The 22,406-nt window shown below is 72.2% G+C and carries 20 protein-coding genes; all 20 read right to left on the bottom strand.

Going from position 1 to position 22,406, the window contains the following annotated elements; genetic code table 11:
* Positions 1 to 99: 99 nt before the first annotated feature.
* Positions 100 to 1,617, bottom strand: a complete 1,518-nt coding sequence (locus OG900_00755; GenBank protein WUH95571.1) for an acyl-CoA carboxylase subunit beta — start codon at positions 1,615 to 1,617, stop codon at positions 100 to 102.
* Positions 1,618 to 1,825: 208 nt separating this feature from the next.
* Entirely contained in the window at positions 1,826 to 3,295 is a 1,470-nt protein-coding gene (locus OG900_00760) for an MFS transporter (GenBank protein WUH88797.1), read from the bottom strand.
* Positions 3,296 to 3,471: 176 nt separating this feature from the next.
* The gene (locus OG900_00765; GenBank protein WUH88798.1) at positions 3,472 to 4,230 is read right to left on the bottom strand and encodes an SDR family oxidoreductase; all 759 of its coding nucleotides are present in this window, start codon (positions 4,228 to 4,230) and stop codon (positions 3,472 to 3,474) included.
* Positions 4,231 to 4,385: 155 nt separating this feature from the next.
* Entirely contained in the window at positions 4,386 to 5,330 is a 945-nt protein-coding gene (locus OG900_00770; protein WUH88799.1) for an aromatase/cyclase, read from the bottom strand.
* A gap of 23 nt (positions 5,331 to 5,353) precedes the next feature.
* Positions 5,354 to 6,139, bottom strand: coding sequence for a 3-oxoacyl-ACP reductase FabG (fabG, locus tag OG900_00775; GenBank protein WUH88800.1), 786 nt, complete (start codon positions 6,137 to 6,139; stop codon positions 5,354 to 5,356).
* Complete coding sequence (locus tag OG900_00780) at positions 6,136 to 6,399, bottom strand: phosphopantetheine-binding protein (GenBank protein WUH88801.1); 264 nt, start codon at positions 6,397 to 6,399, stop codon at positions 6,136 to 6,138. Before OG900_00780 ends, fabG begins: the two co-directional genes overlap by 4 nt.
* Positions 6,399 to 7,661: a ketosynthase chain-length factor gene (locus OG900_00785; GenBank protein ID WUH88802.1), complete on the bottom strand. Its 1,263-nt coding sequence runs from the start codon at positions 7,659 to 7,661 to the stop codon at positions 6,399 to 6,401. Before OG900_00785 ends, OG900_00780 begins: the two co-directional genes overlap by 1 nt.
* The gene (locus tag OG900_00790) at positions 7,658 to 8,929 is read right to left on the bottom strand and encodes a beta-ketoacyl-[acyl-carrier-protein] synthase family protein (protein ID WUH88803.1); all 1,272 of its coding nucleotides are present in this window, start codon (positions 8,927 to 8,929) and stop codon (positions 7,658 to 7,660) included. Before OG900_00790 ends, OG900_00785 begins: the two co-directional genes overlap by 4 nt.
* 3 nt (positions 8,930 to 8,932) lie before the next feature.
* The gene (locus OG900_00795; GenBank protein WUH88804.1) at positions 8,933 to 9,256 is read right to left on the bottom strand and encodes a TcmI family type II polyketide cyclase; all 324 of its coding nucleotides are present in this window, start codon (positions 9,254 to 9,256) and stop codon (positions 8,933 to 8,935) included.
* A gap of 76 nt (positions 9,257 to 9,332) precedes the next feature.
* The gene (locus tag OG900_00800; GenBank protein ID WUH88805.1) at positions 9,333 to 10,952 is read right to left on the bottom strand and encodes a tryptophan 7-halogenase; all 1,620 of its coding nucleotides are present in this window, start codon (positions 10,950 to 10,952) and stop codon (positions 9,333 to 9,335) included.
* 36 nt (positions 10,953 to 10,988) lie between these two features.
* Positions 10,989 to 11,564: an NAD(P)H-dependent oxidoreductase gene (locus OG900_00805; GenBank protein ID WUH88806.1), complete on the bottom strand. Its 576-nt coding sequence runs from the start codon at positions 11,562 to 11,564 to the stop codon at positions 10,989 to 10,991.
* A gap of 327 nt (positions 11,565 to 11,891) precedes the next feature.
* Positions 11,892 to 12,470, bottom strand: coding sequence for an ester cyclase (locus tag OG900_00810; GenBank protein ID WUH88807.1), 579 nt, complete (start codon positions 12,468 to 12,470; stop codon positions 11,892 to 11,894).
* Entirely contained in the window at positions 12,467 to 13,069 is a 603-nt protein-coding gene (locus OG900_00815; protein ID WUH88808.1) for a nuclear transport factor 2 family protein, read from the bottom strand. The genes OG900_00810 and OG900_00815 overlap by 4 nt, the downstream gene beginning before the upstream one ends.
* Positions 13,066 to 14,556, bottom strand: coding sequence for an FAD-dependent monooxygenase (locus OG900_00820; protein ID WUH88809.1), 1,491 nt, complete (start codon positions 14,554 to 14,556; stop codon positions 13,066 to 13,068). Before OG900_00820 ends, OG900_00815 begins: the two co-directional genes overlap by 4 nt.
* Positions 14,557 to 14,626: 70 nt before the next feature.
* A complete protein-coding gene (locus tag OG900_00825; protein WUH88810.1) occupies positions 14,627 to 15,010 on the bottom strand; it encodes a hypothetical protein in 384 nt (127 codons plus the stop codon).
* Positions 15,011 to 15,283: 273 nt separating this feature from the next.
* The gene (locus OG900_00830) at positions 15,284 to 16,189 is read right to left on the bottom strand and encodes a MarR family transcriptional regulator (protein ID WUH88811.1); all 906 of its coding nucleotides are present in this window, start codon (positions 16,187 to 16,189) and stop codon (positions 15,284 to 15,286) included.
* Positions 16,190 to 16,228: 39 nt separating this feature from the next.
* Positions 16,229 to 17,299, bottom strand: a complete 1,071-nt coding sequence (locus OG900_00835; GenBank protein WUH88812.1) for a hypothetical protein — start codon at positions 17,297 to 17,299, stop codon at positions 16,229 to 16,231.
* Positions 17,300 to 17,379: 80 nt separating this feature from the next.
* Entirely contained in the window at positions 17,380 to 18,894 is a 1,515-nt protein-coding gene (locus OG900_00840) for an MFS transporter (GenBank protein WUH88813.1), read from the bottom strand.
* 28 nt (positions 18,895 to 18,922) lie between these two features.
* Positions 18,923 to 19,576 (bottom strand): hemerythrin domain-containing protein, encoded by a 654-nt coding sequence (locus OG900_00845; GenBank protein ID WUH88814.1) that lies wholly within the window; start codon positions 19,574 to 19,576, stop codon positions 18,923 to 18,925.
* A gap of 1,721 nt (positions 19,577 to 21,297) precedes the next feature.
* Entirely contained in the window at positions 21,298 to 21,711 is a 414-nt protein-coding gene (locus tag OG900_00850; GenBank protein WUH88815.1) for a VOC family protein, read from the bottom strand.
* Between the last annotated feature and the right edge of the window lie 695 nt (positions 21,712 to 22,406).

Raw genomic sequence — 22,406 nt, forward strand, 5'->3', positions numbered from 1 at the left:
GATTGGAAGCGGTCGTGGTGGTGCCGGCTGCTGCCGCCACCGATCGCCTCGCCCGTCGAAGAGCACCCCGAAAGGGGTGTGGGGCTGGGGCCCCCCTTGCTACTGCGGGGGGTTGCCGTGCTTGCGGTGGGGCAGCTCGGCGTGTTTGCCGCGCAGCATCGCCAGTGCGCGGATCAGGACCTTGCGGGTGTCGGCCGGGTCGATGACGTCGTCCACCAGGCCGCGCTCGGCGGCGTAGTAGGGGTGCATCAGCTCGGCCTTGTACTCCTTGATCCGGTACTGGCGGGCTGCCTCGGGGTCCGGGGCGGCGCTGATCTCCCGGCGGAAGATGACGTTCGCGGCGCCCTCGGCGCCCATCACGGCGATCTCGTTGGTGGGCCAGGCCAGCGCCAGGTCGGTGCCGATCGAGCGGGAGTCCATGACGATGTAGGCCCCGCCGTAGGCCTTGCGGAGCACCAGTGAGATCCGCGGCACGGTGGCGTTGCAGTACGCGTAGAGCAGTTTCGCGCCGCGGCGGATGATGCCGTGGTGCTCCTGGTCGACTCCCGGCAGGAAGCCGGGCACGTCGACCAGGGTGACCAGCGCGATGTTGAAGGCGTCGCAGAACTGCACGAAGCGTGCCGCCTTCTCGCTGGCGTCTATGTCCAGCACGCCGGCCGAGGCGGCGGGCTGGCTGGCGACCACGCCGGCGACCTCGCCGCCCAGGCGTGCCAGTGCGCACACCACGTTCGGCGCCCAGGCGGTGTGCACCTCGAAGAACTCGCCGTCGTCGGCGAGCTCTTCCAGGACGTGGTGGATGTCGTAGACCCGGGCGGGGTCGGCCGGCACCAGGTCCAGCAGGGCGGGGTTGGCGCGCTCTGCCGGGTCGTCGGTGGGCGCGCCGGGGGGCAGCTGCCGGTTGTTGGAGGGCAGGTAGGACAGCAGGTGGCGCACGTCCTGCAGGCAGGTGGCCTCGTCGTCGTAGACGAAGTGCGACACGCCCGAGACGGCGGAGTGCACGTCGGCGCCGCCCAGGCCGTCCTGGGTGATCTCCTCGCCGGTGACCGCGCGGACCACGTCGGGGCCGGTGATGAACATCTGGGAGGTCCCGCGGACCATGAACACGAAGTCCGTCAGCGCCGGCGAGTAGGCCGCGCCGCCCGCGCACGGGCCGAGCATCACGCTGATCTGCGGGATGACGCCGGAGGCGCGGGTGTTGCGCTGGAAGATCCCGCCGTAGCCGGCGAGCGCCGAGACGCCTTCCTGGATGCGGGCGCCGGCGCCGTCGTTGAGCGAGACGATCGGCGCGCCGGCCGCCAGGGCCATGTCCATGATCTTGTGGATCTTCGCGGCGTGGGCCTCGCCGAGGGCGCCGCCGAAGATCCGGAAGTCGTGGGCGTAGACGAACACGGTGCGGCCCTCGACGGTGCCCCAGCCGGTGACGACGCCGTCGCCGTGGTACCGCTTGGCCTCCAGGCCGAATCCGGTCGCGCGGTGCCGGCGCAGTCCTTCGACCTCGGTGAACGAGCCCGGGTCGAGCAGCAGGCCGATGCGCTCGTGGGGGGTGAGCTTGCCGCGGGCGTGCTGGCGCTCGGTGGCCGCGGCGCCGGTCCCGGCGCGGGCCCGCTCCTTGATCATGCCGAGTTCGGCCAGCCGCTCCCGCTGGGACCGGGGCCCGGAACGCTCCCCGCCGGGCTGGGCGTGCGGGGTCTCGGAGCTCGCGACAGTCGTCATGGGTGGAGTCAACCTTCGCCTGTGGAGGGAGGGGCCGGACCTGGCGGACCGGGCAGCCTGGGCTGACCGGGCGGGGGGTGCGGGTCGGGCCGGTGCGGCAAGGGTGCGGGGGTCAGGGCTGCTTGGCGCCGGCTCCTGCCTGGGCGGGGCGCGGCAGCGGGGCGGGGCGGCGGCGCGGTGCGGTCAGTGCCGCCACCATCCCGACCGCCCCGATCCCGACCACCAGCCATATCGCCGGCCGCAGTGCGGAGCTGTGCCCGGGGCCGTCGGCCAGGCCGGACTGGAACAGTGCCGCGGCCGCGGCGGGGGCGACCACCGCGGCGATCTGCACGGCGCTCTGGTAGAGGGCCGCGGCCCCGCCGCGTTCGGCCGGCGGCAGGTCGGCGGTGGCCTGGGTGTTCAGCGCCGCGAAGGACAGGACGAAGCCGGCGCCGACCAGCAGCATCGTCGGCAGTACCGCGGTGAGGTAGTCCGGGTGCGCCGGCAGCCGCACGTAGAGCAGGTAGCCCGCCACCGGTGGCAGGGCGCCGTAGGCGATCAGCCGCCTGGTCCCGAAGCGGGCGATCATCCGCCCGGAGCGCAGGGCGAGCAGGGCCAGCGGGACGCTGGCCGGCAGGATCGCCAGCGCCGTCCTCAGCGGCGACCAGCCCTGGCTGGTCTGGAACTGGAAGGTGATGACGACCAGCAGCGCCAGGTAGGAGCCGTTCAGTGATCCCGCGCCCAGTGCCGAGCGCAGCATGCCGGCCCTGCCGGTGCGCGGGGGCAGGCGCAGCAGCGGGTCGGCCGCGGCGCGCTCGACGGCGGCGAACAGTGCGCCCAGGGCGGCGAAGCCGGCAAGGCCGCCCCAGACGCGCACGCTGGAGACGCCGTGGCCGGCCGACGAGGCGATCGCCAGGTCCAGGCAGACCAGTGCCCCTGTCGCGGTGGCCGCGCCGGCCAGGTCGTAGCGGCGGCGCGGGCCCGCGGCCGGGGCGGCGGCCGGGATCATGCGCAGTCCCAGCAGGAACAGCAGCAGTGCCGCGGGCGCCGGGGCGGCGAACGTCCACCGCCAGCTGATGTCGGTCAGCAGGCCGGACAGCAGCAGCCCGCCGGTGAACCCGCCGGCGCCGAAGACGGTGTACACCGAGATCGCCCTGCTGCGCGGGGGTCCCTCGGGGAAGGTGTTGAGGATGATCGCGAGGCCGGTCGGCGCGGTCAGTGCCGCGCAGAAGCCCTTGACGACCCGGCAGGCCACCAGGACCGCGAAGCTCCCGGTCACACCGGCCAGCAGCGAGGCGGCCGCGAAGGCCAGCAGGGCCAGCAGGTACGCGCGGCGTGCGCCGTGGATGGCCACCACCCGGGCGCCGAAGAGCATCAGGCCGCCGAAGCCGATCGCGAAGGCGGTCATCGCCCACTGGGCGGTGCTCGGGGCGAGGTGGAAGCCGGCCCCCACCGCCGGCAGCGCGACGAGCGTCGCCGAGACCTCCAGGGAGTCGATGAGCATGTTGCCGGCCAGCACGGCCAGCAGGCCCCACCGCGGGGCGGGGTCCCCGGCCGGCGGGCGGGCCGCGGGCCCGGCGGCCGGGTACTTGGCGGTCTTCATCATCCGGCTCCCGCGGGTCGAGGTCAGCGATCGGCGGCCGGCCGGTGACGGACCGGCAGGCGGCTGGTGGGCGGCTGGTGTCGGGGGTGGGGCCGGGCCGGTCGTCGACGTCGGCGGCCGGCCCCCGGCGTGCGGGGGCCGGCGGGCGGCGTCGGCGGCCGGCCCGGCCAGCGGGGTCACAGCAGGGTGCCGCCGCTGGCGTCGATGAACGCGCCGGTGATCCACCGGGCGTCCTCGGAGCACAGGAACGCCACCACGTCGGCGACGTCCTCGGGTTCGCCGACCCGGTTGAACGCCGACATCGAGGCCATCGCGGTGACGACCTCGGGCATGGAGAAGACCGGGTTGTCGTTGCGGGTGATGCCCGGGGCGACGCTGTTGACGGTGATCCCGCGCGGGCCGAGGTGCTTGGCGAAGTGCAGCGCGAGCATCTCCACCGCGCCCTTGGACATCGCGTAGGCGATCTCGTCGGGGTTGGAGGTGCGGGTCAGGCCGGAGGAGATGTTGACGATGCGGCCGCCGTCGGCCATGTTCTGCAGGGCCCGCTGGATCAGGAAGAACGGCGCCTTGGCGTTGACCGCGTAGATCCGGTCGAACTGCTCGGAGGTGGTCTCCTCCGGGGAGATCCCGCCCAGCACGCCGGCGTTGTTGACCAGGATGTTCAGCGTGGTGGCCCCGGCGTGCTCGCTCAGCCCCGCCTCCAGGGCGGCGAACAGGTCGGCGACGTCGCCGGGCACGCCGAGTTCGGCGCCCACCGCGAAGGCCTTCCCGCCGGCCTGGCGGATCGTCTCCACGACCGCTTCGGCCTCGTCCTTGCCGCTGTTGTAGTGCACCGCGACCAGCGCGCCGTCGGCGGCCAGGCGCAGCGCCATGGCGCGGCCCATGTTGCGGCTGGCGCCGGTGACGAGCGCGGTCTTGCCCGAGAGCTTGCCCATGTGGTCCTCCTCGAAGTGTCGTCGAAAAAAGGGGGGGGCCGCCGCGGACCTCGTGGCGGCCGGTGCCCGGCCCCGGAGCCCGATCCGGCGGCCCGGCCCTGAAGAAGAAACGCGCCGAACGCCGGCGGTTCAGCGGTCGGCGCCGAACCCGGTGGTCAGCGGCGGGATTCGGCGTAGGTCTTGGCGTGTCCGAGGGTGGCGCGGCTGTTGGTGCTCAGTGCGTCCTGGACGTGGGCCTTGCCTTCCGCGACGCCGGCGTCGGGTCCCAGGTAGGCGGTGACGTTCTCGGCCTTGAGGACGACGGTGTGCTGGGAGGTGGCCGCGACGCCGGTGGCGGTGGGCTGGAAGGTCCAGCAGCCGGTGTGCAGGTCCATCAGGGCCGGCAGGGTGGTCTGCTTGTAGACGATCCGGTCGTGGGGGAAGCAGACCCGGTAGGACTTGGTGGTGTGCACCGACCCGTTGGGGGACATGGTGTCCATCTCCAGTTCCTGCAGGCCCGGTTCGCTCTCGCCGAGGTTGACCCGGACCACGTGCGGCAGGCGCTGCGACCACAGGTCGGCTTCGTTGATGAAGTCGTAGACGTCCTTGGGGTCGCCTTGGATGTGGACGGTGTCGGCGAAGGACCAGGTCAGCTTCTCCGAGCCGACCACCAGTTCGAGGTTGGTGCGCAGCGCGGCCAGCTCCGAGCGGGAGTTGCCGTCCACGGCCTGCTCGATCCAGGCCAGGCCCTCGGGGTCGTCGCCGATGGCCCGGTAGTCGTGCAGGAGCCTGACCCGGGAGGACTCCGCGGAGAGCGGTTCGATGATCCAGGCGCCGCCCATCGCGGCGACCGGGGGGGTGGAGACCTCCTGGCGGAAGTCGATGCGCAGGGTGTCGGGGTGCAGGGCGCGCTGTGAGGTCCAGTTCTTGGGGGCGCCGTTGGCGGTGGCCCAGACCCGGATGCGTTCGTGGCCGGGGCCGTGGCCTGCTTGGTCGACGTGGATGGTCGGCGGGAAGATCCGCGGCCAGTTCTCCACCTCGGCGATCAGCCGGTAGACCTCGCGGGCCGGGGCGGCGACGGTGATCTCGTGCTCCACCTCGCGGACGACGGGGGTGTCCATTGCTCGTTCCTCCCTGGCTGGGTTCAGAAGTTGCCCAGGCCGCCGCAGACGTTCAGCGCCTGGGCGGTGATGGAGGCGGCCGCGTCCGAGGCCAGGTAGCCGACCAGGCCGGCGACCTCCTGCGGCGTGGAGTACCGGCCGAGGGGGATCTTCGCGGTGAAGCGCTCCAGGATCGCCTCCTCGGTGGTGTCGTAGGCCACCGCGTAGCCTTCGCGGACGCGCTGGGCCATGGGGGTCTCCACATAGCCCGGGCAGACCGCGTTGACGGTGATGCCGGTCGGCGCGAGTTCGTTGCCGAGTGCCTTGGTGAAGCCGACGACGCCGTGTTTGGACGCCGAGTAGGGGGCGCCCAGGACGACGCCCTGCTTGCCGGCGGTGGAGGCGATGTTGATGATCCGCCCGCGGGTCTTGTGCCGCATCCCGCCGGTGGTCAGGACCTCGCGGGTCAGGCGGAAGACGCTGTTGAGGTTGGTGTTGATCACGTCGTGCCACAGTTCGTCGGGGATGTCGGCGGTCACTCCGCCGCCGCTGCGGCCGGCGTTGTTGACCAGGACCTCGACGGTGCCCATGTGGTCGACGGCGGCGGCGACGAAGTCGCGTACCGAGGTGTCCTCGCGGACGTCCAGGGTGCGGCCGGCGACGTCGTGGCCCTCGGCGCGCAGTTCCTTGACGGTGGCCTCGATGCCGGCCGCGTCGCGGGCGCCGATGAAGACCCGGTGGCCCTGGGTGGCCAGCAGCCGGGCGACGGCCAGGCCGATGCCGCTGGTGGCGCCGGAGACCAGGGCCAGCGGCCCGCCCGGGGTGCTCATGCCGCCACCGTCAGCAGTTCGTTGACCGCGGCGATCAGTTCGCGGGGGGTGGCGTGGACGGAGAGGACCGACTCGTCCAGGGCGACCTCGTACTCGGTCTCGATGCGGCCGCCGGTCTCCAGGATCGCCAGTGATTCGTAGCCGATCGCCTCGAAGCCCTCGTCGAGGATGTCGCCGTCGAGGTCGACGGCCTCGTCGGCGCCGGCGCATTCGATCAGGATGCGCTTGAGGTCGTCCAGGGTGAACTGCCGAGCGGTCATCAGCGTGTCCTTTCTGTGTGGTCCGGCCCGGCCTGCGGCCCGGCGGCGTGGGCGGTGCGGGCCCGGACCACCAGCGCGGAGTTGAAGCCGCCGTATCCGCGGGCCAGCACCAGAGCGGTGCGTACCGGGGTGGGGCGGCCGCGGCCGGTGACCAGGTCCAGGTCGTAGTCGGCGGCCGGTTCGATGTTGACGGTGGGCGGGATGACCGAGTCGCGGATGGCCAGCAGCGCGGTCGCGGTGTCCAGGGCGCCCGCCCCGCACGACAGGCGGCCGGTCATCGTCTTGGGTGCGGTGACCGGCACGCCGCGCGGCCCGAAGACCGCGCCGATCGCGTCGGCCTCGGCGCGGTCCAGTTCGGGGATGCCGGCCGCGTCGGCGAAGACCACGTCGACCTGTGCGGGGCGGACCCCGGCGTCGTCCAGGGCGACTTCGATCGCCTTGCGCAGGCCCGCGCCGCCGGTGGCGTCGCGGGGGTCGAAGGTGGAGCCGTAGCCGGCGATCTCGCCGTAGATGCGGGCGCCGCGCAGGGCGGCGGCGTCGGCCTCCTCCAGGACCAGGATCGCGCCGCCCTCGCCGGGGACGTGGCCGCGGGCGTCGGCGTCGAAGGGCAGGTAGGCGCGGGCCGGCTGGTCGCTGGTGCTCATCCGGCCCGCTGCCAGCTGCGCGACCCAGCCCCACGGGCAGATCGTCGCGTCGACGGCGCCGGAGACCATCAGGCGGGTGCCGGCGCGGATCTGCCGGCGGGCCTGGGCCAGTGCGTCCAGGCCGCCGGCCTGGTCGCTGACGACGACGCCGCTGGGGCCCTTCATGCCGTGCCGGATGGAGATCTGGCCGCTGTTGACGGCGTAGAACCAGGCGAAGGACTGGTAGGCGCTGACGTGCTGGCTGCCCCTGCTCCACAGTTTGCGCAGCTCGCCCTGGCCGAACTCGAAGCCGCCGGCGGAGCTGGCGGTGACCACGCCCATGTGGTAGCCGTCCAGGCCGCGCGGTTCGATCGCCGCGTCGGCCAGCGCCCAGTCGGCGGCGACCAGCGCCATCCGCGTCATGTGGTCGGTCTGTACGATCATCCGGCCCGTCAGATGGTCCTCGGCGACGAAGCCCTGGACCTCGCCGGCCAGGCGTGCCGGGTACTGCGAGGGGTCGAAGCGGGTGACCCGCCCGATGCCGGATTTCCCGGCGCGGGTGGCGTCCCAGTAGGGGGCGGCGCCCAGCCCGTTGGGCGAGACCACCCCCAGGCCGGTGACCACGGTCGTCGCCGTCATACCGGCCTCCGCTCGGGACGGGTGAGGACCATCGCGCTCTGGAAGCCGCCGAAGCCGCTGCCGACGGTCAGCACGGTGTCGGTGTGCCAGTCCCGTGCGGTCAGCGGCACGTAGTCCAGGTCGCATTCGGGGTCGGGGGTGTGCAGGTTCGCCGTCGGCGGCACCACGTTCTGCGCCATCGCCAGTACCGAGGCGGCGATCTCGATCGACCCGATCGCGCCCAGGGAGTGGCCGACCATCGACTTGATGGAGCTGACCGGGACCTTGCGGGCGTGCTCGCCCAAACTCAGCTTGAACGCCGCGGTCTCGTGCCGGTCGTTCTGCTTGGTGCCCGAGCCGTGCGCGTTGATGTAGTCGATGTCGGTGGCGTTCATCCGGGCCTGGTCCAGGGCCACCGAGATCGCCTCGGCCATCTCCAGGCCGTCCGGGCGCAGCCCGGTCATGTGGAAGGCGTTGCAGCGGGAGGTGTAGCCGGCGATCTCGGCGTAGATGTGCGCGCCGCGCCGCCGGGCGCTGTCCAGTTCCTCCAGGACGAAGATCGCCGAGCCCTCCCCCAGCACGAAGCCGTTGCGGGTCCCGTCGAAGGGCCGCGAGGCGTGCTCGGGGTCGTCGTTGCGGGGCGTGGTGGCCTTGATCGCGTCGAAGCACGCCAGGGTGATCGGTGAGATCGGCGCGTCGGTCGCACCGGTGATCATCACCTCGGCCGAGCCCTCCCTGATCACCTCCACCGCGTAGCCGACCGCGTCGATGCCCGAGGTGCAGCCGGTGGAGACCACCGTGGTGGGGCCCTGCGCGCCGACCTTCCAGGCCACCTCGGCGGCGCTGGAGGAGGGCACCAGGTAGTTGTACAGGTGCGGTACGGCGTACTCGTGGTCGACCAGGTCGTGCCGGCCGCCGTCGCTGACGACGCGGTACTCCTGGTCCAGGCCCATCGTCGCGCCGACCGCGCTGCCCAGGGCGACGCCGACCCGGTAGGGGTCCATGGCCTGGACGTCCAGGCCGGAGTCGGCGACCGCCTCGGCGGTCGCGACGACCGCCAGCTGCGCCGAGCGGTCCATCCGGCGGATCTCCTGCGGGCTCAGGCCGAACAGCTCGGGATCGAAGTCGATCTCGGCGGCGACCTGGGAGCGGAACGGCGTCGGGTCGAAGAAGCTGACCCGGCGGGTCGCGGTGCGGCCCTCGGACAGCAGGCTCCAGAAGTTCTTGACGCCGATGCCGCCGGGGGCCAGCACGCCCACCCCCGTGATGACGACTCGTCGGGTGGACACGTCTTAGCCCTCCCAGCTGTAGAACCGCGTCGCCAGAGCGTCGGCCGGCGAGCGCCAGGTGGCCGGGTCGTAGGGCTGGATGAACGGCTTGAGGTCGTCGCTGATCTTCATGAAGCGCGGGTCGACCTTGGCCTGCTCGATCCGCTCGCCGCCGTCGGTGTCGTCGAAGTCCTGGACGTGGAAGTACAGGCCGCGGAACTGGAACAGCTGCCGGCGCCGCGTCCCCATCAGGTGCGGCATCTCGGTGCGGTCGAACTCCGCGAACAGCCGGGCCACGTCGCCGTCGCCGCCGGGTTCGATCCGGGCGACGATCAAGCTGCTGTGCATATCACTACCCTCATTTCGGTCCGGCCCGGTCCTGGTGCCTGCCCGAGGACCCGGTAGGGGTGGGGAAGGGGCAAGGTCAGGCGAACAGCGACCGCATGTGCTGCGGGGAGCGGTTGCGCCCCCACTGGCCGAGGCGCTCCAGCAGCTCCGGCGTCGCCTCGAAGTAGCGGTTGTCGGGCTCGCCCAGCTCCAGCGGAGCCGGCACGAACGGGGTGTCGCGCAGGTAGGCGAAGATCCGCTCCGCGCCTGCCGCGGGTTCCAGCTCGCCGGCCTCGACGGCCTGGCAGGTCTGCCGGGTGAAGGCCAGGAGGGCGCTGATGTCCTTGCCGACCGGGGCGGGCAGGCCGGGCGTGTCGGTCTTCTCCAGCTCCAGCAGCACCTGCTCGTCACCGGTGGCCTTGAAGTCCCGCAGCGCGTTCTCGATCCGCATCGTCGGCAGGATGCTCGTGGTCTTCCACACCCGGGTGACCGCGTTCCACAGCTCGTAGTGGCGGAAGCCCACGAACGAGCAGTAGACCAGGTCGTCGTGGACGTCGTAGAGGCCCTGCTGGAGGTCGTCGATGTACGCGAACCGCTCGGTGGACCAGTCGCCGTCCCGGGACGCGGCGATCAGCCGCCACGCCAGGGAGTTGACGACCTCAAGGGTGTTGGTCAGGCCGCGCGAGTACAGGGCGTCGATGAAGCCCGCCGCGTGCGAGGTCAGCGTGTAGCGCTCGCCGACGGTGTTGGACGCCGAGTACTGCAGGCGCCCGGTGCTGATCCACGGCCGTACCGCCCGCGCGCCGGTGAACTGCTCGGCGATCTGCGGGAACCGCTGCAGAAAGGCGTCGAACTCCTCCTGCGCGCTGCCCTCGGGCTTGGGGTGCACCCGCTCGTCCAGGGTCAGCCCCACACTGCACAGCGTGCTCAGGGCGCCCTCGTGGTTGTCGAACGGGATCACCCACAGCCACCCGCCGTCGAAGACGTGGTGCAGCGTGCCGTGGTGCCAGGGGCTGGGGTTCTTGTGGGCCTGCGCCGCCGAGGCGTCATCGAAGGGGGTGACCCCCACCATGTGCGTGAACAGGCTCCGCGAGTGGTGCCGGGCCCGCGGCGGGTCGTCGCGCAGGTTGAACGCGTCGGCCGTCGGCGAGCGGTAGCCGGCCCCGTCGACGAGGTACCTGGCCCGGAACTGGGCGCCCTGCGCGGAGCGCAGCACCACCCCGGAGTCCGGGTCGATGTCGATCGAGGTGATGCGGGTGTCCAGACACGGGTCGGCCCCGCAGTCCACCGCCAGGTTGAACAGGTACGCGTCGGAGTCCTGCCGGAACAGGTGGCACTCGGTGCGCTGCCACTCGGGGATCACCAGCTGGTTGATCTGCTCCGGGCGCTGCGGCTGGCCCTCGACGTGGTAGACGAAACCGAAGTTCGACTTCCTGCCCGACATCGGGCTGACCTTGTCGTTGACGCCCCGGAAACTGGCCAGCGGCTCGATCTCGGGAACCCCGTACCGCTCGGCGATGATCTTCGTCATCGACGAGGTGTAGGGGATCGTCGACTCCCCCACGGCGAACCGCGGATGCGTGCCGGCGTCCATCAGCAGCACCTTGACGCCGTTGCGGGCCAGGACCGCGCCGAGCATCCCGCCGGCCATGCCCGCGCCCAGGATCGCCACGTCATAGGTCTGGTCGTCGGCCGGCGCCTTGCCGTTGTCTCCCATGATTCTTCCCTCCACGGTGTGGCTGTTCGGGTCCGCTCAGGTGCGGTAAGGGCGCTTGGCCTTGGCGGCCCGCAGCGCGTCGGCCCACCAGACGAGCTGGTCGAGCATGACCTTCGCCGCCTCGTTGCACCCCTGCGCATCGGGGGCGAACGCACCGGCGGTATCGAAATGGCTCAGGATCCGGGGGAAGATCGCGATATCCTTCATGGCCACGCAGTGGAACTCCCCCAGGACCTGCCGCAGGTGCTCCACCGCGCGCACACCGCCGGCCATGCTCAGCCCGTAGGTCACGAACCCCACCGGCTTGGCTTCCCACTCGGCGTTGTAATGGTCGATCAGCGTCTTCAAAGGCCCGGGGATACCCCGGTTGTACTCCGGCACGACGAACACGAACGCGTCAGCCGCGGCCAGCACCGGCCGCAACGCGGCCACCTCGGGTGCGGCCGGGTCCAGGTCGTCGGGCAGCCGGTGGTCGACCAGGTCGACCACCTCGGCCACCAGGTCGCCGCGCTGCCCGGCCTGCCCGGTGAACCACTGCGCCACCTGCGGCGCCAGACGCCCCGCGCGGACCGAGCCCACGACGACGACCACCCGGATCGGTTCGGTGGACACCCCAATCCCCTCCCATCGCCTCCCGCCCCCGCCCCGCCCGGGCCCACCCCCCCAAGCCCCCGGACACACCCCCCGGGGTTCCGCCCCCGACCGGCGGGGACAGAACCCGAACAAAAAAGGGGGGGGTGGGCGGGGGTGCGGGGGGCCGGGCCCGGGGGCGGGAGCCGCCTTGCCACCGGTCGGAAAAAGAAAAAAATGAGGCCCGGGGCGCACCAGCGGCCCGGGCACAACCCGCACAGCACACCCCCCCGCCCCGCCCCCCGCAGACACAAGAAAAAAAAGGGGGGGTGGGGCGGAGGGGGTGTCACGGTCGGCGTCGCGTGACGGTCAGGAAGAGGAGTTCGCCGGCTGCGGACGCCCGCCGGCCGGCGGACCACCCGCCGGCGGACCGCCCATCGGACGCCCGCCAGGACCGCCAGGCCCCCCGGGACCGCCGGGGCCGCCGCCCGGGCCGCCGGGGCCGCCGGGGCGGCCGCCGCCGGAGACGGCCTGCAGGGTCCGCATCAGCGTGAAGTTGTCGACCAGGCCCCACCGCTCGGCGATCCGGTCGTCCTCGAAGCGCAGGATCAGCAGCGCGTGGTGCTCGACATCCATATCGGTGGCCGGGATACCCAGGAACGGGCCGGTGTGCTTGCCCTTCATCACCCACCGGATCGCCGAGCGGTCGCCCTCGGAGACCACGTCAAGCACCTCGTACTTGATGTCGCTGAACGACCGGTGCTGCATCTCGATGGTCATCTTGAACGACGCCGGGCCGCGCACCGAGTCGTCGTAGCTGCCGTGGCTCTGGTAGTCCGCGGTCAGATACCGGTCCGCGACACTCAGGTCCCCGTCGTTGAGGCCCTTGTTGTAGACGATGTCGATGATCTCCCGCTGCCGCTCGACACTGGGAACGTCCTTGGTCATGCTGTCCCTTCCTTCCATGTGGTGATTGCCTGTTCTCCGTCTGTACCGGTCATGACCCGGGCGATCGAACGGATGCCCGGACCGGTGGTCCACACCACCCGCAAGGCCAGCCGGTGCAGCCGCCAGCCCGCCCCGGTACGGCGCGCCGTACCCTCGAACCGGCCGCCGAGATAGAAGTGCGCCGCCGACGCCGGCGGCGGCAGCGACCCGTGGTGCACGTGGATGGCCACCACGTTCCAGGCCAGGGACGCGGCATCGCCGTCCACCTCGATCGCGTAGTGCGACACGTTGTGGTGGGTCCGCTCCCAGTGCCCCATGAAGCCCCGGGTGAAGTCCTCCACCCCGGCGATCCCGCTGTGGGAGCCGGGCGGGAAGTCCAGCTCCACGCCGTCGGTGAACACCGAGCGCGCCCACCGCTCGTCGAAGGCCCCCTCGTCCAGGGCCCGCAGGTAGCGGTCGGCCAGGTCGGCCAGGTCCGCCCGGTCCGACAGCCGCCGCACCGCGGCGGCCACGTCGAAGGCGGCCCCCGCCCCGCGCCCGGCCGGCACCTCGTGCCCGGCCGGCACCTCGTGCCCGGCCGGCAGCTCCACGGCCGTCACGGCCGGCCCGCCCCCGCCTCGCGCGGCGCCCCGAACCAGCCGCGCAGGGCCTCGTCCAGGCCGCCCGCGGTGCCCGGGTCGATCCAGGCGATGTACCCGTCGGGGCGCACCAGCACCGCCCGCGCCGCGGCCAGCGGGTCGTCCCCGGCAAGGCCGGGCAGCGTCCCGGTGACCACGTCGACCCGGTCGCCCCACGGGGCGGCGGCCGCCCGCAGCCCCTCGTCGTCGGCCAGGTCCAGCAGCAGGCCCCGCGCGGTGCGCAGCAGCTCGAAGACCGGCCCGGTGCCCGCCGACGTCGCCAGGTCCCGGTTCGGCAGCCGCTTGCCCAGCACGGGGCTGTCGCCCGCGCCGACGTCGTAGCGGATCTCCAGCCCGGAGACCATCGCGATCAGGTGCTTGGCGACCACGTCGTAGCCCAGCAGCTCGGTGAACAGGTCCCGCATCGGCTGGACCTCGTCACCGGACAAGAACAGCAGCCCCTGCGCCTGGGTGTTCATCAGCAGCCGACGGCCGATCGCGTGCCGCTCGGCGTGGTAGGTGTCCAGCAGCCCCTCGGGCGCCCAGCCGTGGACCTGCGCGGCCAGCTTCCACCCCAGGTTCACCGCGTCCTGGATGCTGGTGTTCATCCCCAGCCCGCCGGCCGGCAGGTGGATGTGCGCCGCGTCCCCGGCCAGCAGCACCCGCCCGCGCCGGTACTCCGTCGCCTGCCGCGTCGCGTTACCGAACGAGCTCAGCCACACCGGCTCGGCATGGCTGATGTCCTCCCCCGTCAGCCGCTTCCACGCATCGGAAATCTCCGCGAACTCGATCGGCGACGTCCGCCGCCTGGGCGGCGTGCCCCGCTCGCACACGATGAACCGCTGCACCCCGTCGGTCGGCGGGGTCGCCATCACCATCCCGCCCGGATACGACTCCCCGATCATCCGCGGACGCACGTTCGTGCCCCGCAGATCGGCCAGGAACATCTCCATCGACGCCCCCGTGCCGGGGAAGTCGAACCCCATCGCCTTGCGGATCATGCTGCGCCCGCCGTCACACCCCACCAGGTACTTCGCCCGCAGCTCCTCGAACCCCCCGGGCCCGCCGATCTGCGCGGTCACCCCGTCCTGGTCGGCCAGGACCCCCACGCACTCGTACCCGCGCCGGAAATCCACCCCGATATCGGCGGTCCAACCCGCCAGCATCGCCTCGGTCTGCGACTGCGGCAGCGTCTTGCCCGCGAAATGCGCCCCCTCCAGCATCCCGAAGTCCAACGGCAGCCCACCGAAATGACCGACGTTGCTCACCTCGAAAGGCGGCAGCCGCGGCAGCAGCCCGCGCTGGTCGAAGACCTCCATCGTCCGGGCGGTGAACCCCAGACCCCGCGACTCACCGGTCGGCGCCGCCAGCTTCTCCAGCACCGTCACCTCGACACCGGCCAACCGCAGCTCACCGGCCAGCATCATCCCCGCCGGACCGGCGCCGACCACGATCACATCCGTATTCATGGGTACCTCTCGTCACAATGGGCAACCGGGATTGAGGACAGGGAGGATCCGCCGCGCACCGCGGTCCGGATCACTGGGCCGGCGCCAGCTGGGCAGTGGTCTCAGCGGCGATCGAGAAGATCACCGCGCCCTCCGCGTCGAAGACCTCCGCGGTGCCGGTGCCCACGAACGCCGTACCGAACAGCTTCGCGTCGATGTTGATGATCAGATGATCGATACCGGTCACCTCGGTATCACCCGACACACCCGAATCGCCCTCGTGCAGCCGCTCGGTGATGGTGAAGACGAACGTGTCCTCACCCGTCATCCGCCACTCCCCGTGGCCACCGGTCTCCGCGGTGTTCAGATGGGCCGACCCATCGGCATCCAGAGCGATGGTGAACTTCTCGACCGTGGTGCCGTACGAAACCGAACCGGCCCACAGGCCGACCAGCTGGTCGACGACTTGGGACATGACTTCCCCACTTTCTGCAGGTGTCGATGGGTGGGCGCGGGCACACGCGCGAAACGGCCCACCCCCGGCCGGGCAAGAACAAGGACGGGGAGGACCGCTTTTCACACACAGGAACAAGAACAGGAACAGGAACATCGGGCAGGAACATCAGGCAGGAACATCGGGCAGGAACATCAGGCAGGAGCAGCGGGCAGGAGCAGGCACCGCCCGCACCACGCCCGCGCCTGGGGGGCCGGCCCCCGGGGGGGCCGAGTCAGGGGCGGGGCGGGGTGGTCAGTGGGCGGTGGGGGCCGCCACCGGGGCGGCGATCACCTTGTGGATCAGGGTGTGCAGCTCGGCCTCGGCCTGCGGGCCGCCGAACATCTCCACGATCTCGGCCTGCAGGCCCTCGACCGCACCGGTCAGATACGCCAGCCGCTCCCGGCCCAGCCCGGTCAGCTCCAGCGCGTAGCGGCGGCGGTCGTCGGGGTCCTGGCCCCGGGTCACCAGGCCCTTGCCCGCCAGCTCGTCGACGATCAGCGCCGCGGCCGGCTCGGTCAGCGCCAGATACCGGGCGAACTGCTGCTGCGGGCACGGCCCGAGCCGGCCGATCGCCGAGAGCGCGCCGAAGTCCCGCACCCGCATCCCCGCGTCGGCCACCAGCGCGTCACCGCGCCGCCGCAGCAGGTAGAACACCTGCGTGATCAGGTACTCGGTACTGACCGTGCTCGGAGTGCGGTCCGGCTCGCCCAGCACCGTGCGCAGCAGCTCGTTGAGCCGGTCGCGCTCGGGGGCGGTCAGGTTCGCCGTCACCAGCCGGTCGCGCTCGAGGACCTGCGACTGCATCCCGGCCAGCGCCGCGTGCCCGGCCTCGGTCAGCGACAGCACGTAGGAGCGCCGGTTGTCCGGATTGCGGGTACGGGTGACATAGCCGGCCGCCTGCAGGCGGTCGATCAGCTTGACCATGATCGTCCGGTTGATCTCCAGCCGCTCGGCCAGCGCCTGCTGCGAGGTGCCGTGCCCGTCGGCGAGACCGGCCAGGACCGCGTAGTCGCGGGCCTGCGTACTGCGGTCGGCGGTGGAGGAGACATGCGCGAACGCCCGGCGCATCAGATACGGCAGGAACCGGGTCAGCTCCGGTGCCAGCGGGGCGCCGGCCAGCTCAGCGGCGGTACCCCCGTGCGAATCCGGGTCCGCCATCGTCCAACGCCTCCTCCTGGCCTGTTGCGGGCCCTGCTGTCAATCATAGAACGAGTGCGAACTGAGGAATCCCCGCAGCCGCTGCGTCGCGGCGTTCGCCGCCGCGGCGTACCGCTCGTCGGGCAGCAGCGCCTGGTGCCGCACCGCGACCTCGGCCAGCTTGATCGCGTGCTCGTCGCCCAGCTCGACCGCGTCGGCCACCAACTGCTCGGCGGAAGGCACCCCGGCGCCCCCCGCAACACCGCCACCGGGGGATGTGGAGGGTGCGGGGGGGCCGTAGTAGCCGCGGATACCGAAACTGCAGTGCCGCGCGGCCAGATAGGAGGACCACTGCTGGTCGGCCGGCAGGTGGGGCAGGACCAGCCGGACGGCCGCCGGACCGGTGATCGCGTGGATCAGCGGCACCGGATGCCCCGCCCGGGTCGCCGCGTAGTGCCCGCACGCGTCGGCGACCAGGTCGTCCAGCGCGGCCAGCGCCGCACCCCGCCCACCGTCCTCACCGCCCTCGTCCCCGCCGCTGTCGCCGGCGGCGGGAGGGAGCGGCTCGGCCGCCTGCAGCGCGGCCGCGTCGCGGACCGAGTAGCGGGCCGCCCAGTAGCCCAGCCCGTGCGCCAGCTCACGCCGGTAGAGCTCACCGGCCGCACCGCCATCCGTACTGCCGCCCGTACTGCCGGTGTCGGTGGTGTCGGCGTGGGCGATGGCCCGTACCGCGTGCGCGGTGCGGATCACGCCGTGCGTCATCACTCCCGACATGCCCGGCACCAGGCGGGGCCACCACCTGGCCAGGACCTCCTGCCAGGGGTGCAGTTCCAGCTCCCGGTCGAACAGGTCCCACCAGTCGGTGACGCGGTCGAAGTCGCCCAGCGCGGAGCGCCAGTCCGTCTCGTCCGCGGCGGTCAGCGGGAAACGCGGGGTGGGCAGGTCCTTGTAGCGGCGGTGGGCGAGGTTGCCCTCGACCCAGGTCGCGACGTCGTCGGCGTAGCCCAGGGTGGCCATGGCCTCGGCCGCCATCGGCGCGTGGTTGACGAGCATGGTGCCGTGCTCGTAGCCGACCGAGCGCAGCCGCTCCAGAGCGCCGCCCATGGCATCGGTGTACGTCAGTGCGGTCATCGTCTCGTCAGCTCCCAGCGCCGATGGTGTACCGGTGCCATCCCGGGCCGGGGGGCCGGCCGGCCCCCCTGTCGTCTCTTCTAGGCCGTCTGCGCCTCCGCCCCGGTGTCGGCGCCGGCCCGGGCCTCGGCCTGCGCCCTGCCCTGCGGGGTGTCGGCGAAGGGGGTGATGGTCAGCCAGGCGACCACGATGCCCACCAGGTACAGGCCGACAGCGACCTTGAACCCCGCGGTGTAGCCGTCGACCAGGGCATCGGGAAGCGCGGTGCCCTTCGCGGCGTGCTGGGTGGTGGTCGCGGCGACCGTCGCCAGGCCCGCCAGGCCCAGCGCACCGCCGATCTGGCTGCTCGCGGTCAGCAGCGAGGAGCCGATACCGGCCTCGGAGCTGTCGATACCGCGCACCCCGATCCCGGTGGCGACCACGACCGTCGCACCCAGGCCCAGCCCGGTGACCAGCGAAGCGGGCAGGACCATCCCGTAGACGCTGGAGCCCACGCTCAGGAACGCGAACCACCCCGAGCCCGCCGCCGCGATCAGCAGTGCCAGCGACAGCGCGACCCGCTCCGGGGTACGCGCCAGCAGCACCGGCCCGACCCCGCCGGCCGCGATACCGAACCCGATCGCCAGCGGCAGGTACATCAGCCCCGTGCGCAGCGCGGAGTAGCCGAGGACCTGCTGCATGTACAGCGTCAGGAAGAAGTACGTCGCGAAGCTGCCCGTCGACATCAGCAGCGTCACGATGTTCGCCCCCGTACGGCCCCGGTCGGAGAGGACCTCACGCGGGATCATCGGCAGCTCGCTCGTGCGCTGGATCACCGCGAACGCGCCCAGCAGCACCGCGGCGGCGATCAGCCCGGTCACCACGACCGGATCGCTCCACCCGTGCTCGGCGACCCGGTCCACGGCGAAGACCAGCGAACCGGCCCCCAGCGTCGCCGCGACCGCCCCGGGGATGTCGATCCGGGTCCGCTTGGCCGGCTCGCCCTCGCTCAAAGCGTTGACGCCCGCCAGGACACCGATCACGACGGGCACGTTGACCAGCAGCACCCACCGCCAGGACGCGTAGGTGGTCAGCACACCGCCCAGCACCAGGCCCAGCACCGACGCCAGACCCGTCACCCCCCCGTACAGGCCCAGCGCCTTGGTACGGGGCTTGCCCTCGGGGAACGTCGCGATCAGCAGCGACAGCGCACCCGGCGTGGCGACCGCCGCACCGACACCCTGGATCGCCCGGAAAGTGATCAGCGTGCCGCCGTTGGGCGCCAGCCCCCCGGCCAGCGACGCCGCACCGAACAGCACCAGCCCGGCACTGAAGACCCTCTTACGACCATAGACGTCACCGACCCGCCCGGCGACCAGCAGCAGCCCGCCGAACGTCAGCGAGTACGCGTTGATCACCCAGTTCAGGTTCGACAACGAGATGTGCAGCGCGTTCTGGATCCTCGGCAGCGCCACGATCATGATCGTGCCGTCCAGGACGACCATGAACCGCGCCAAAGCGATCACCCAGGTCGCCACACCGAGCCGGCGCCCGTCGGCGGGCGGATCCACAACGGCCACGGGCGGGTCCGTCGTGGCTCCTTCGTACTGTGACATGCGGGGATTCCTCCGGGGGGCTCGAAGATCAGCCGGTGGTGCCGGCTGCAGGCGTCCAGAGAGAGAGCCGGTCGTAGGCGGCCTTCCACTCACCCTCGTACTTGGTACGGCCCCAACCGGGAAGCCGGCCCAGCACGGTCTCGACCCAGTCCGCGGCGGCATCGTCCAGCAGCCAGGGCATGTACGTACCCACGTCCTCGCCGACCTTCTTCAGATGCACCGCAGCGAAGTGCGACCACTCCTCCTGCGTCAGCGTCGAATCGACCAGGGCCAACCCCTCGGCCTCCTCGTGCTGCAGATGCCCGCGCAACGAGGTGTTCAGCTCCGCGACCAGCTCACCCAGCCGCGCCGGACCGTTCTCGGCATCGACCAGCGCCGCGTCCATCCCCGCCAGCAGCGGATCGATCTGCGCGTGCTCGGCCTCCATCGCGTGCAGCAGCGCAATATCCTGACCACCGGCCAGCCGCTGCTCCATCAGACCCCACACCGTGTCGTCCTCGGTGGTGTGGTGGATACCCAGATACGTCTTGAACAGCTTCCACCCCAACGCGGTCCGCATGACCGTCCGCGGGTCATCGCTGACACCCTCAGCGACCTTCGCAATACGGTCCAGCTCACGCCGGAACGCATCATGGATGGTCAGCATCATCGTCATGTCCAGCTTGTACTCGCCGCCAGTCATGTCCAGCTCCTCTCTCCACACACCACGCTACCGGATACAACGGCAACCATCAACGCCTACAACTAATGACGCCCCGAACAGCACAAACCCTTAACGATCAAGACGGATAACAAACCCCCACCGGGAGACCAAGGACACACCCCACACCCCGCACCCCGCCCCGCGGACAGGCCGACGAACACCCCCACACACCGGACCACCCACCAGACAGCACCCACCAAGCAACAACCGGCCACGCACCGGGCGATGCGGGCCGCGCAGCGCCGACCAAGCGGTACCGGCCGAGCGGTACAGGCCACGCGGTACCGACCACGCGGTGCGGGCCGGGCGGCGCCGGCCAAGCGGTACCGACGACGCAGTGCGGGCCAAGCGGTACGGGCCACGCGGTACGGGCCACGCGGTACAGGCCGGGCACCGGGCGATGCGGGCCGGGCAGCGCCGGCCAGGCAGCGCCGGCCAAGCGGTACAGGCCGGGCAGCGCCGACCAAGCGGTACCGACGACGCAGTGCGGGCCAAGCGGTACGGGCCACGCGGTACGGGCCGAGCGGTACCGGCCACGCGGTACCGGCTAAGCAGCGCCGACCAAGCGGTACCGGCCAGGCAGTGCGGGCCAAGCGGCGCCGGCCACGCAGTACAGGCCGGGCAGCGCCGGCCAAGCGGTGCCGACCAGGCAGTGCGGGCCGAGCGGTACCGGCCACGCGGTACCGGCCACGCGGTACCGGCCACGCGGTACCGGCCAAGCGGTACCGGCCAAGCGGTACCGGCCACGCGGTACAGGCCACGCGGTACCGGCCAAGCGGTACGGGCCAGGCGGTGCGGGCCGGGCGGTGCAGGCCGCACCCCACCGGGGCAGGGCACGGCAACCGGGTGAACTCACCGCGCAGTTGGCCACCGCAAAAGCGGCAACCAGCCCACCGTCGGGCGCAGTTGGCCACCCCCTGGCAGAAGGACACACCGCACGGCAGTCGGGCCGCCGTACCGGGCAGTCACCCGGCAGGCACAACAACCACACCCCCGCCAGGGGCAGTCACCCGCCCCGGAACAGGGCGGACAGCCGGCGGCAGCCACCCGCCCCGCGGTCGGATGAGGCGATCGGCCCCCCGGGGTCGCAGTGGGACAGCCGAGTAGACGCTCGGGGCGGGCCGTCCCGAGCAGGTACTGGGTACTCGGCCCCCCGAACTGGAGGGCGGCAACCGGCGGTAGCCACCCGGGGCCGGGGCGCGGCACCCGGACAGGTCTCGGGGCCGTAGCCCACCCCCGGGCAGGGGCGACCGGGCGTCCGATCGGGGTGGCAGACCACCCCGGACAGACCCACGGCACAGCAACCGACCGCCCCGGGCAGAGGCGACCGGGCCGGCACCCGGGGTGGTCGCGCATCCGGGCACAGCAACCGGGCACCCGCCGACCGCAATCGCCCACCTCGTGCACAACCCCGGCCACCGGGTGCCCCGGGGTCGGGGCGCGGTGCCGGGTGGTGCCGGGTGGTGCCGGGTGGTGCCGGGTGGTTGTTGCCCGCTCCGGGTCTGCCGGCCACCGGACAGGCCCGGAGCGGGCCCCGGCCCGGCGGCCCGCAAGTCCGGTGGCGGTGGCTCCCCTTCACGGAGCACCGGCCCCCGGATACGCGCCGCCGGCCGCCCGAACCGGGGCCCGCCCCCGGCCCCGCGCACCACGCCCCCCAACAGGGGGCAGGAGGCGGGGCCGGGGCGGCACCCCGCCTCTTCTCAGGCCTCGATCTCGTCCGGCGCGGGGGTGTCGAAGGAGTACACGTGCAGCTTGATGCCGTCCGGGTCGTGGAAGAACACGATGTAGCCGATCGCCGCGATCCGCAGACCGGAGTTCTCCACACCCTCCGCGTTGAGGTGATCGACCCAGGACTGCACCTCGGCCTTGCCCTGGACCGCGAAACTGACCGGGTCGAACCCGGACAGCGAGTCCGACAGCTCCTTGTTCTCACGGAACGCCAGCAGGGTGTTGTCCAGACCGGTGAGCTTGCCCACCGAACCCCGGACGATCCCCTCGTCGTCCTTGAACTCCATCGTCGTGGCAAAACCAAAGACACGGCCGTACCAGTCGATCGAACGCTGGATGTCGCTGACCGCGAACTTCACATGGTGAATCCCGCCGAGTGCCGGCATGACAACTTCCCTTCCCTGGTTACCTGCACATGAAAAAACCCTTGACCAAGAGCTGCCCCGCAAACCCCGGCAGCGACACACGGCAACCAGCACCGCGCACCGACCCACCGCGGATTGCGGGACAGCCCTTACCCACAAAACGCCCGCCCACCGCCCACACCCACGGCCAGACGAACCACACCCACCACCAGAAACCCCGGGCAGCAACCCCGGCCAGAAACCCACGGCACAGCAACCGACCGCCCCGGGCAGAGGCGACCTGGCCGACACCCGAGGTGGTCGCGCATCCCGGGCACAGCAACCGGACACCCGCCGACCGCAATCGCCCACCTCATGCACAACCCCGGCCGGCAACCCCGACCGGGAGCCCCCGCACGGCGGACAGCCCGCACCCACCGCCAGGACCCCCGTCAGGCAACCCCCGGCCGGGCAGGCCACGGCCGGACAACCACACCCCCCACCAGGGCAACCCCGCCGGGAACCCCCGGCCGGGCAGGCCGCACCCACCGCCAGGAGCCCCGTCAGGCAACCCCCGGCCGGGCAGGCCGCACCCACCGCCAGGGCAACCCCGCCGGGAACCCCCGGCCGGGCAGGCCGCACCCACCGCCAGGAGCCCCGTCCGGCAACCCCCGGGGCCGCGAGGGGGGCGGGCTGGCGCCGGGGCCCGGTCGCGAGCCGCACGGCCGGATCGGCCG

Source organism: Streptomyces sp. NBC_00433 (assembly GCA_036015235.1).
Lineage (GTDB): Bacteria > Actinomycetota > Actinomycetes > Streptomycetales > Streptomycetaceae > Actinacidiphila.

Bases quoted from the DNA above. Each gene is read 5' to 3' on its own strand.
- OG900_00755 (WUH95571.1), bottom strand. From the start codon at position 1,617: ATGATCAAGGAGCGGGCCCGCGCCGGGACCGGCGCCGCGGCCACCGAG.
- OG900_00760 (WUH88797.1), bottom strand. From the start codon at position 3,295: ATGAAGACCGCCAAGTACCCGGCCGCCGGGCCCGCGGCCCGCCCGCCG.
- OG900_00765 (WUH88798.1), bottom strand. From the start codon at position 4,230: ATGGGCAAGCTCTCGGGCAAGACCGCGCTCGTCACCGGCGCCAGCCGC.
- OG900_00770 (WUH88799.1), bottom strand. From the start codon at position 5,330: ATGGACACCCCCGTCGTCCGCGAGGTGGAGCACGAGATCACCGTCGCC.
- fabG (WUH88800.1), bottom strand. From the start codon at position 6,139: ATGAGCACCCCGGGCGGGCCGCTGGCCCTGGTCTCCGGCGCCACCAGC.
- OG900_00780 (WUH88801.1), bottom strand. From the start codon at position 6,399: ATGACCGCTCGGCAGTTCACCCTGGACGACCTCAAGCGCATCCTGATC.
- OG900_00785 (WUH88802.1), bottom strand. From the start codon at position 7,661: ATGACGGCGACGACCGTGGTCACCGGCCTGGGGGTGGTCTCGCCCAAC.
- OG900_00795 (WUH88804.1), bottom strand. From the start codon at position 9,256: ATGCACAGCAGCTTGATCGTCGCCCGGATCGAACCCGGCGGCGACGGC.
- OG900_00800 (WUH88805.1), bottom strand. From the start codon at position 10,952: ATGGGAGACAACGGCAAGGCGCCGGCCGACGACCAGACCTATGACGTG.
- OG900_00810 (WUH88807.1), bottom strand. From the start codon at position 12,470: ATGACCAAGGACGTTCCCAGTGTCGAGCGGCAGCGGGAGATCATCGAC.
- OG900_00820 (WUH88809.1), bottom strand. From the start codon at position 14,556: ATGAATACGGATGTGATCGTGGTCGGCGCCGGTCCGGCGGGGATGATG.
- OG900_00825 (WUH88810.1), bottom strand. From the start codon at position 15,010: ATGTCCCAAGTCGTCGACCAGCTGGTCGGCCTGTGGGCCGGTTCGGTT.
- OG900_00830 (WUH88811.1), bottom strand. From the start codon at position 16,189: ATGGCGGACCCGGATTCGCACGGGGGTACCGCCGCTGAGCTGGCCGGC.
- OG900_00835 (WUH88812.1), bottom strand. From the start codon at position 17,299: ATGACCGCACTGACGTACACCGATGCCATGGGCGGCGCTCTGGAGCGG.
- OG900_00840 (WUH88813.1), bottom strand. From the start codon at position 18,894: ATGTCACAGTACGAAGGAGCCACGACGGACCCGCCCGTGGCCGTTGTG.
- OG900_00845 (WUH88814.1), bottom strand. From the start codon at position 19,576: ATGACTGGCGGCGAGTACAAGCTGGACATGACGATGATGCTGACCATC.
- OG900_00850 (WUH88815.1), bottom strand. From the start codon at position 21,711: ATGCCGGCACTCGGCGGGATTCACCATGTGAAGTTCGCGGTCAGCGAC.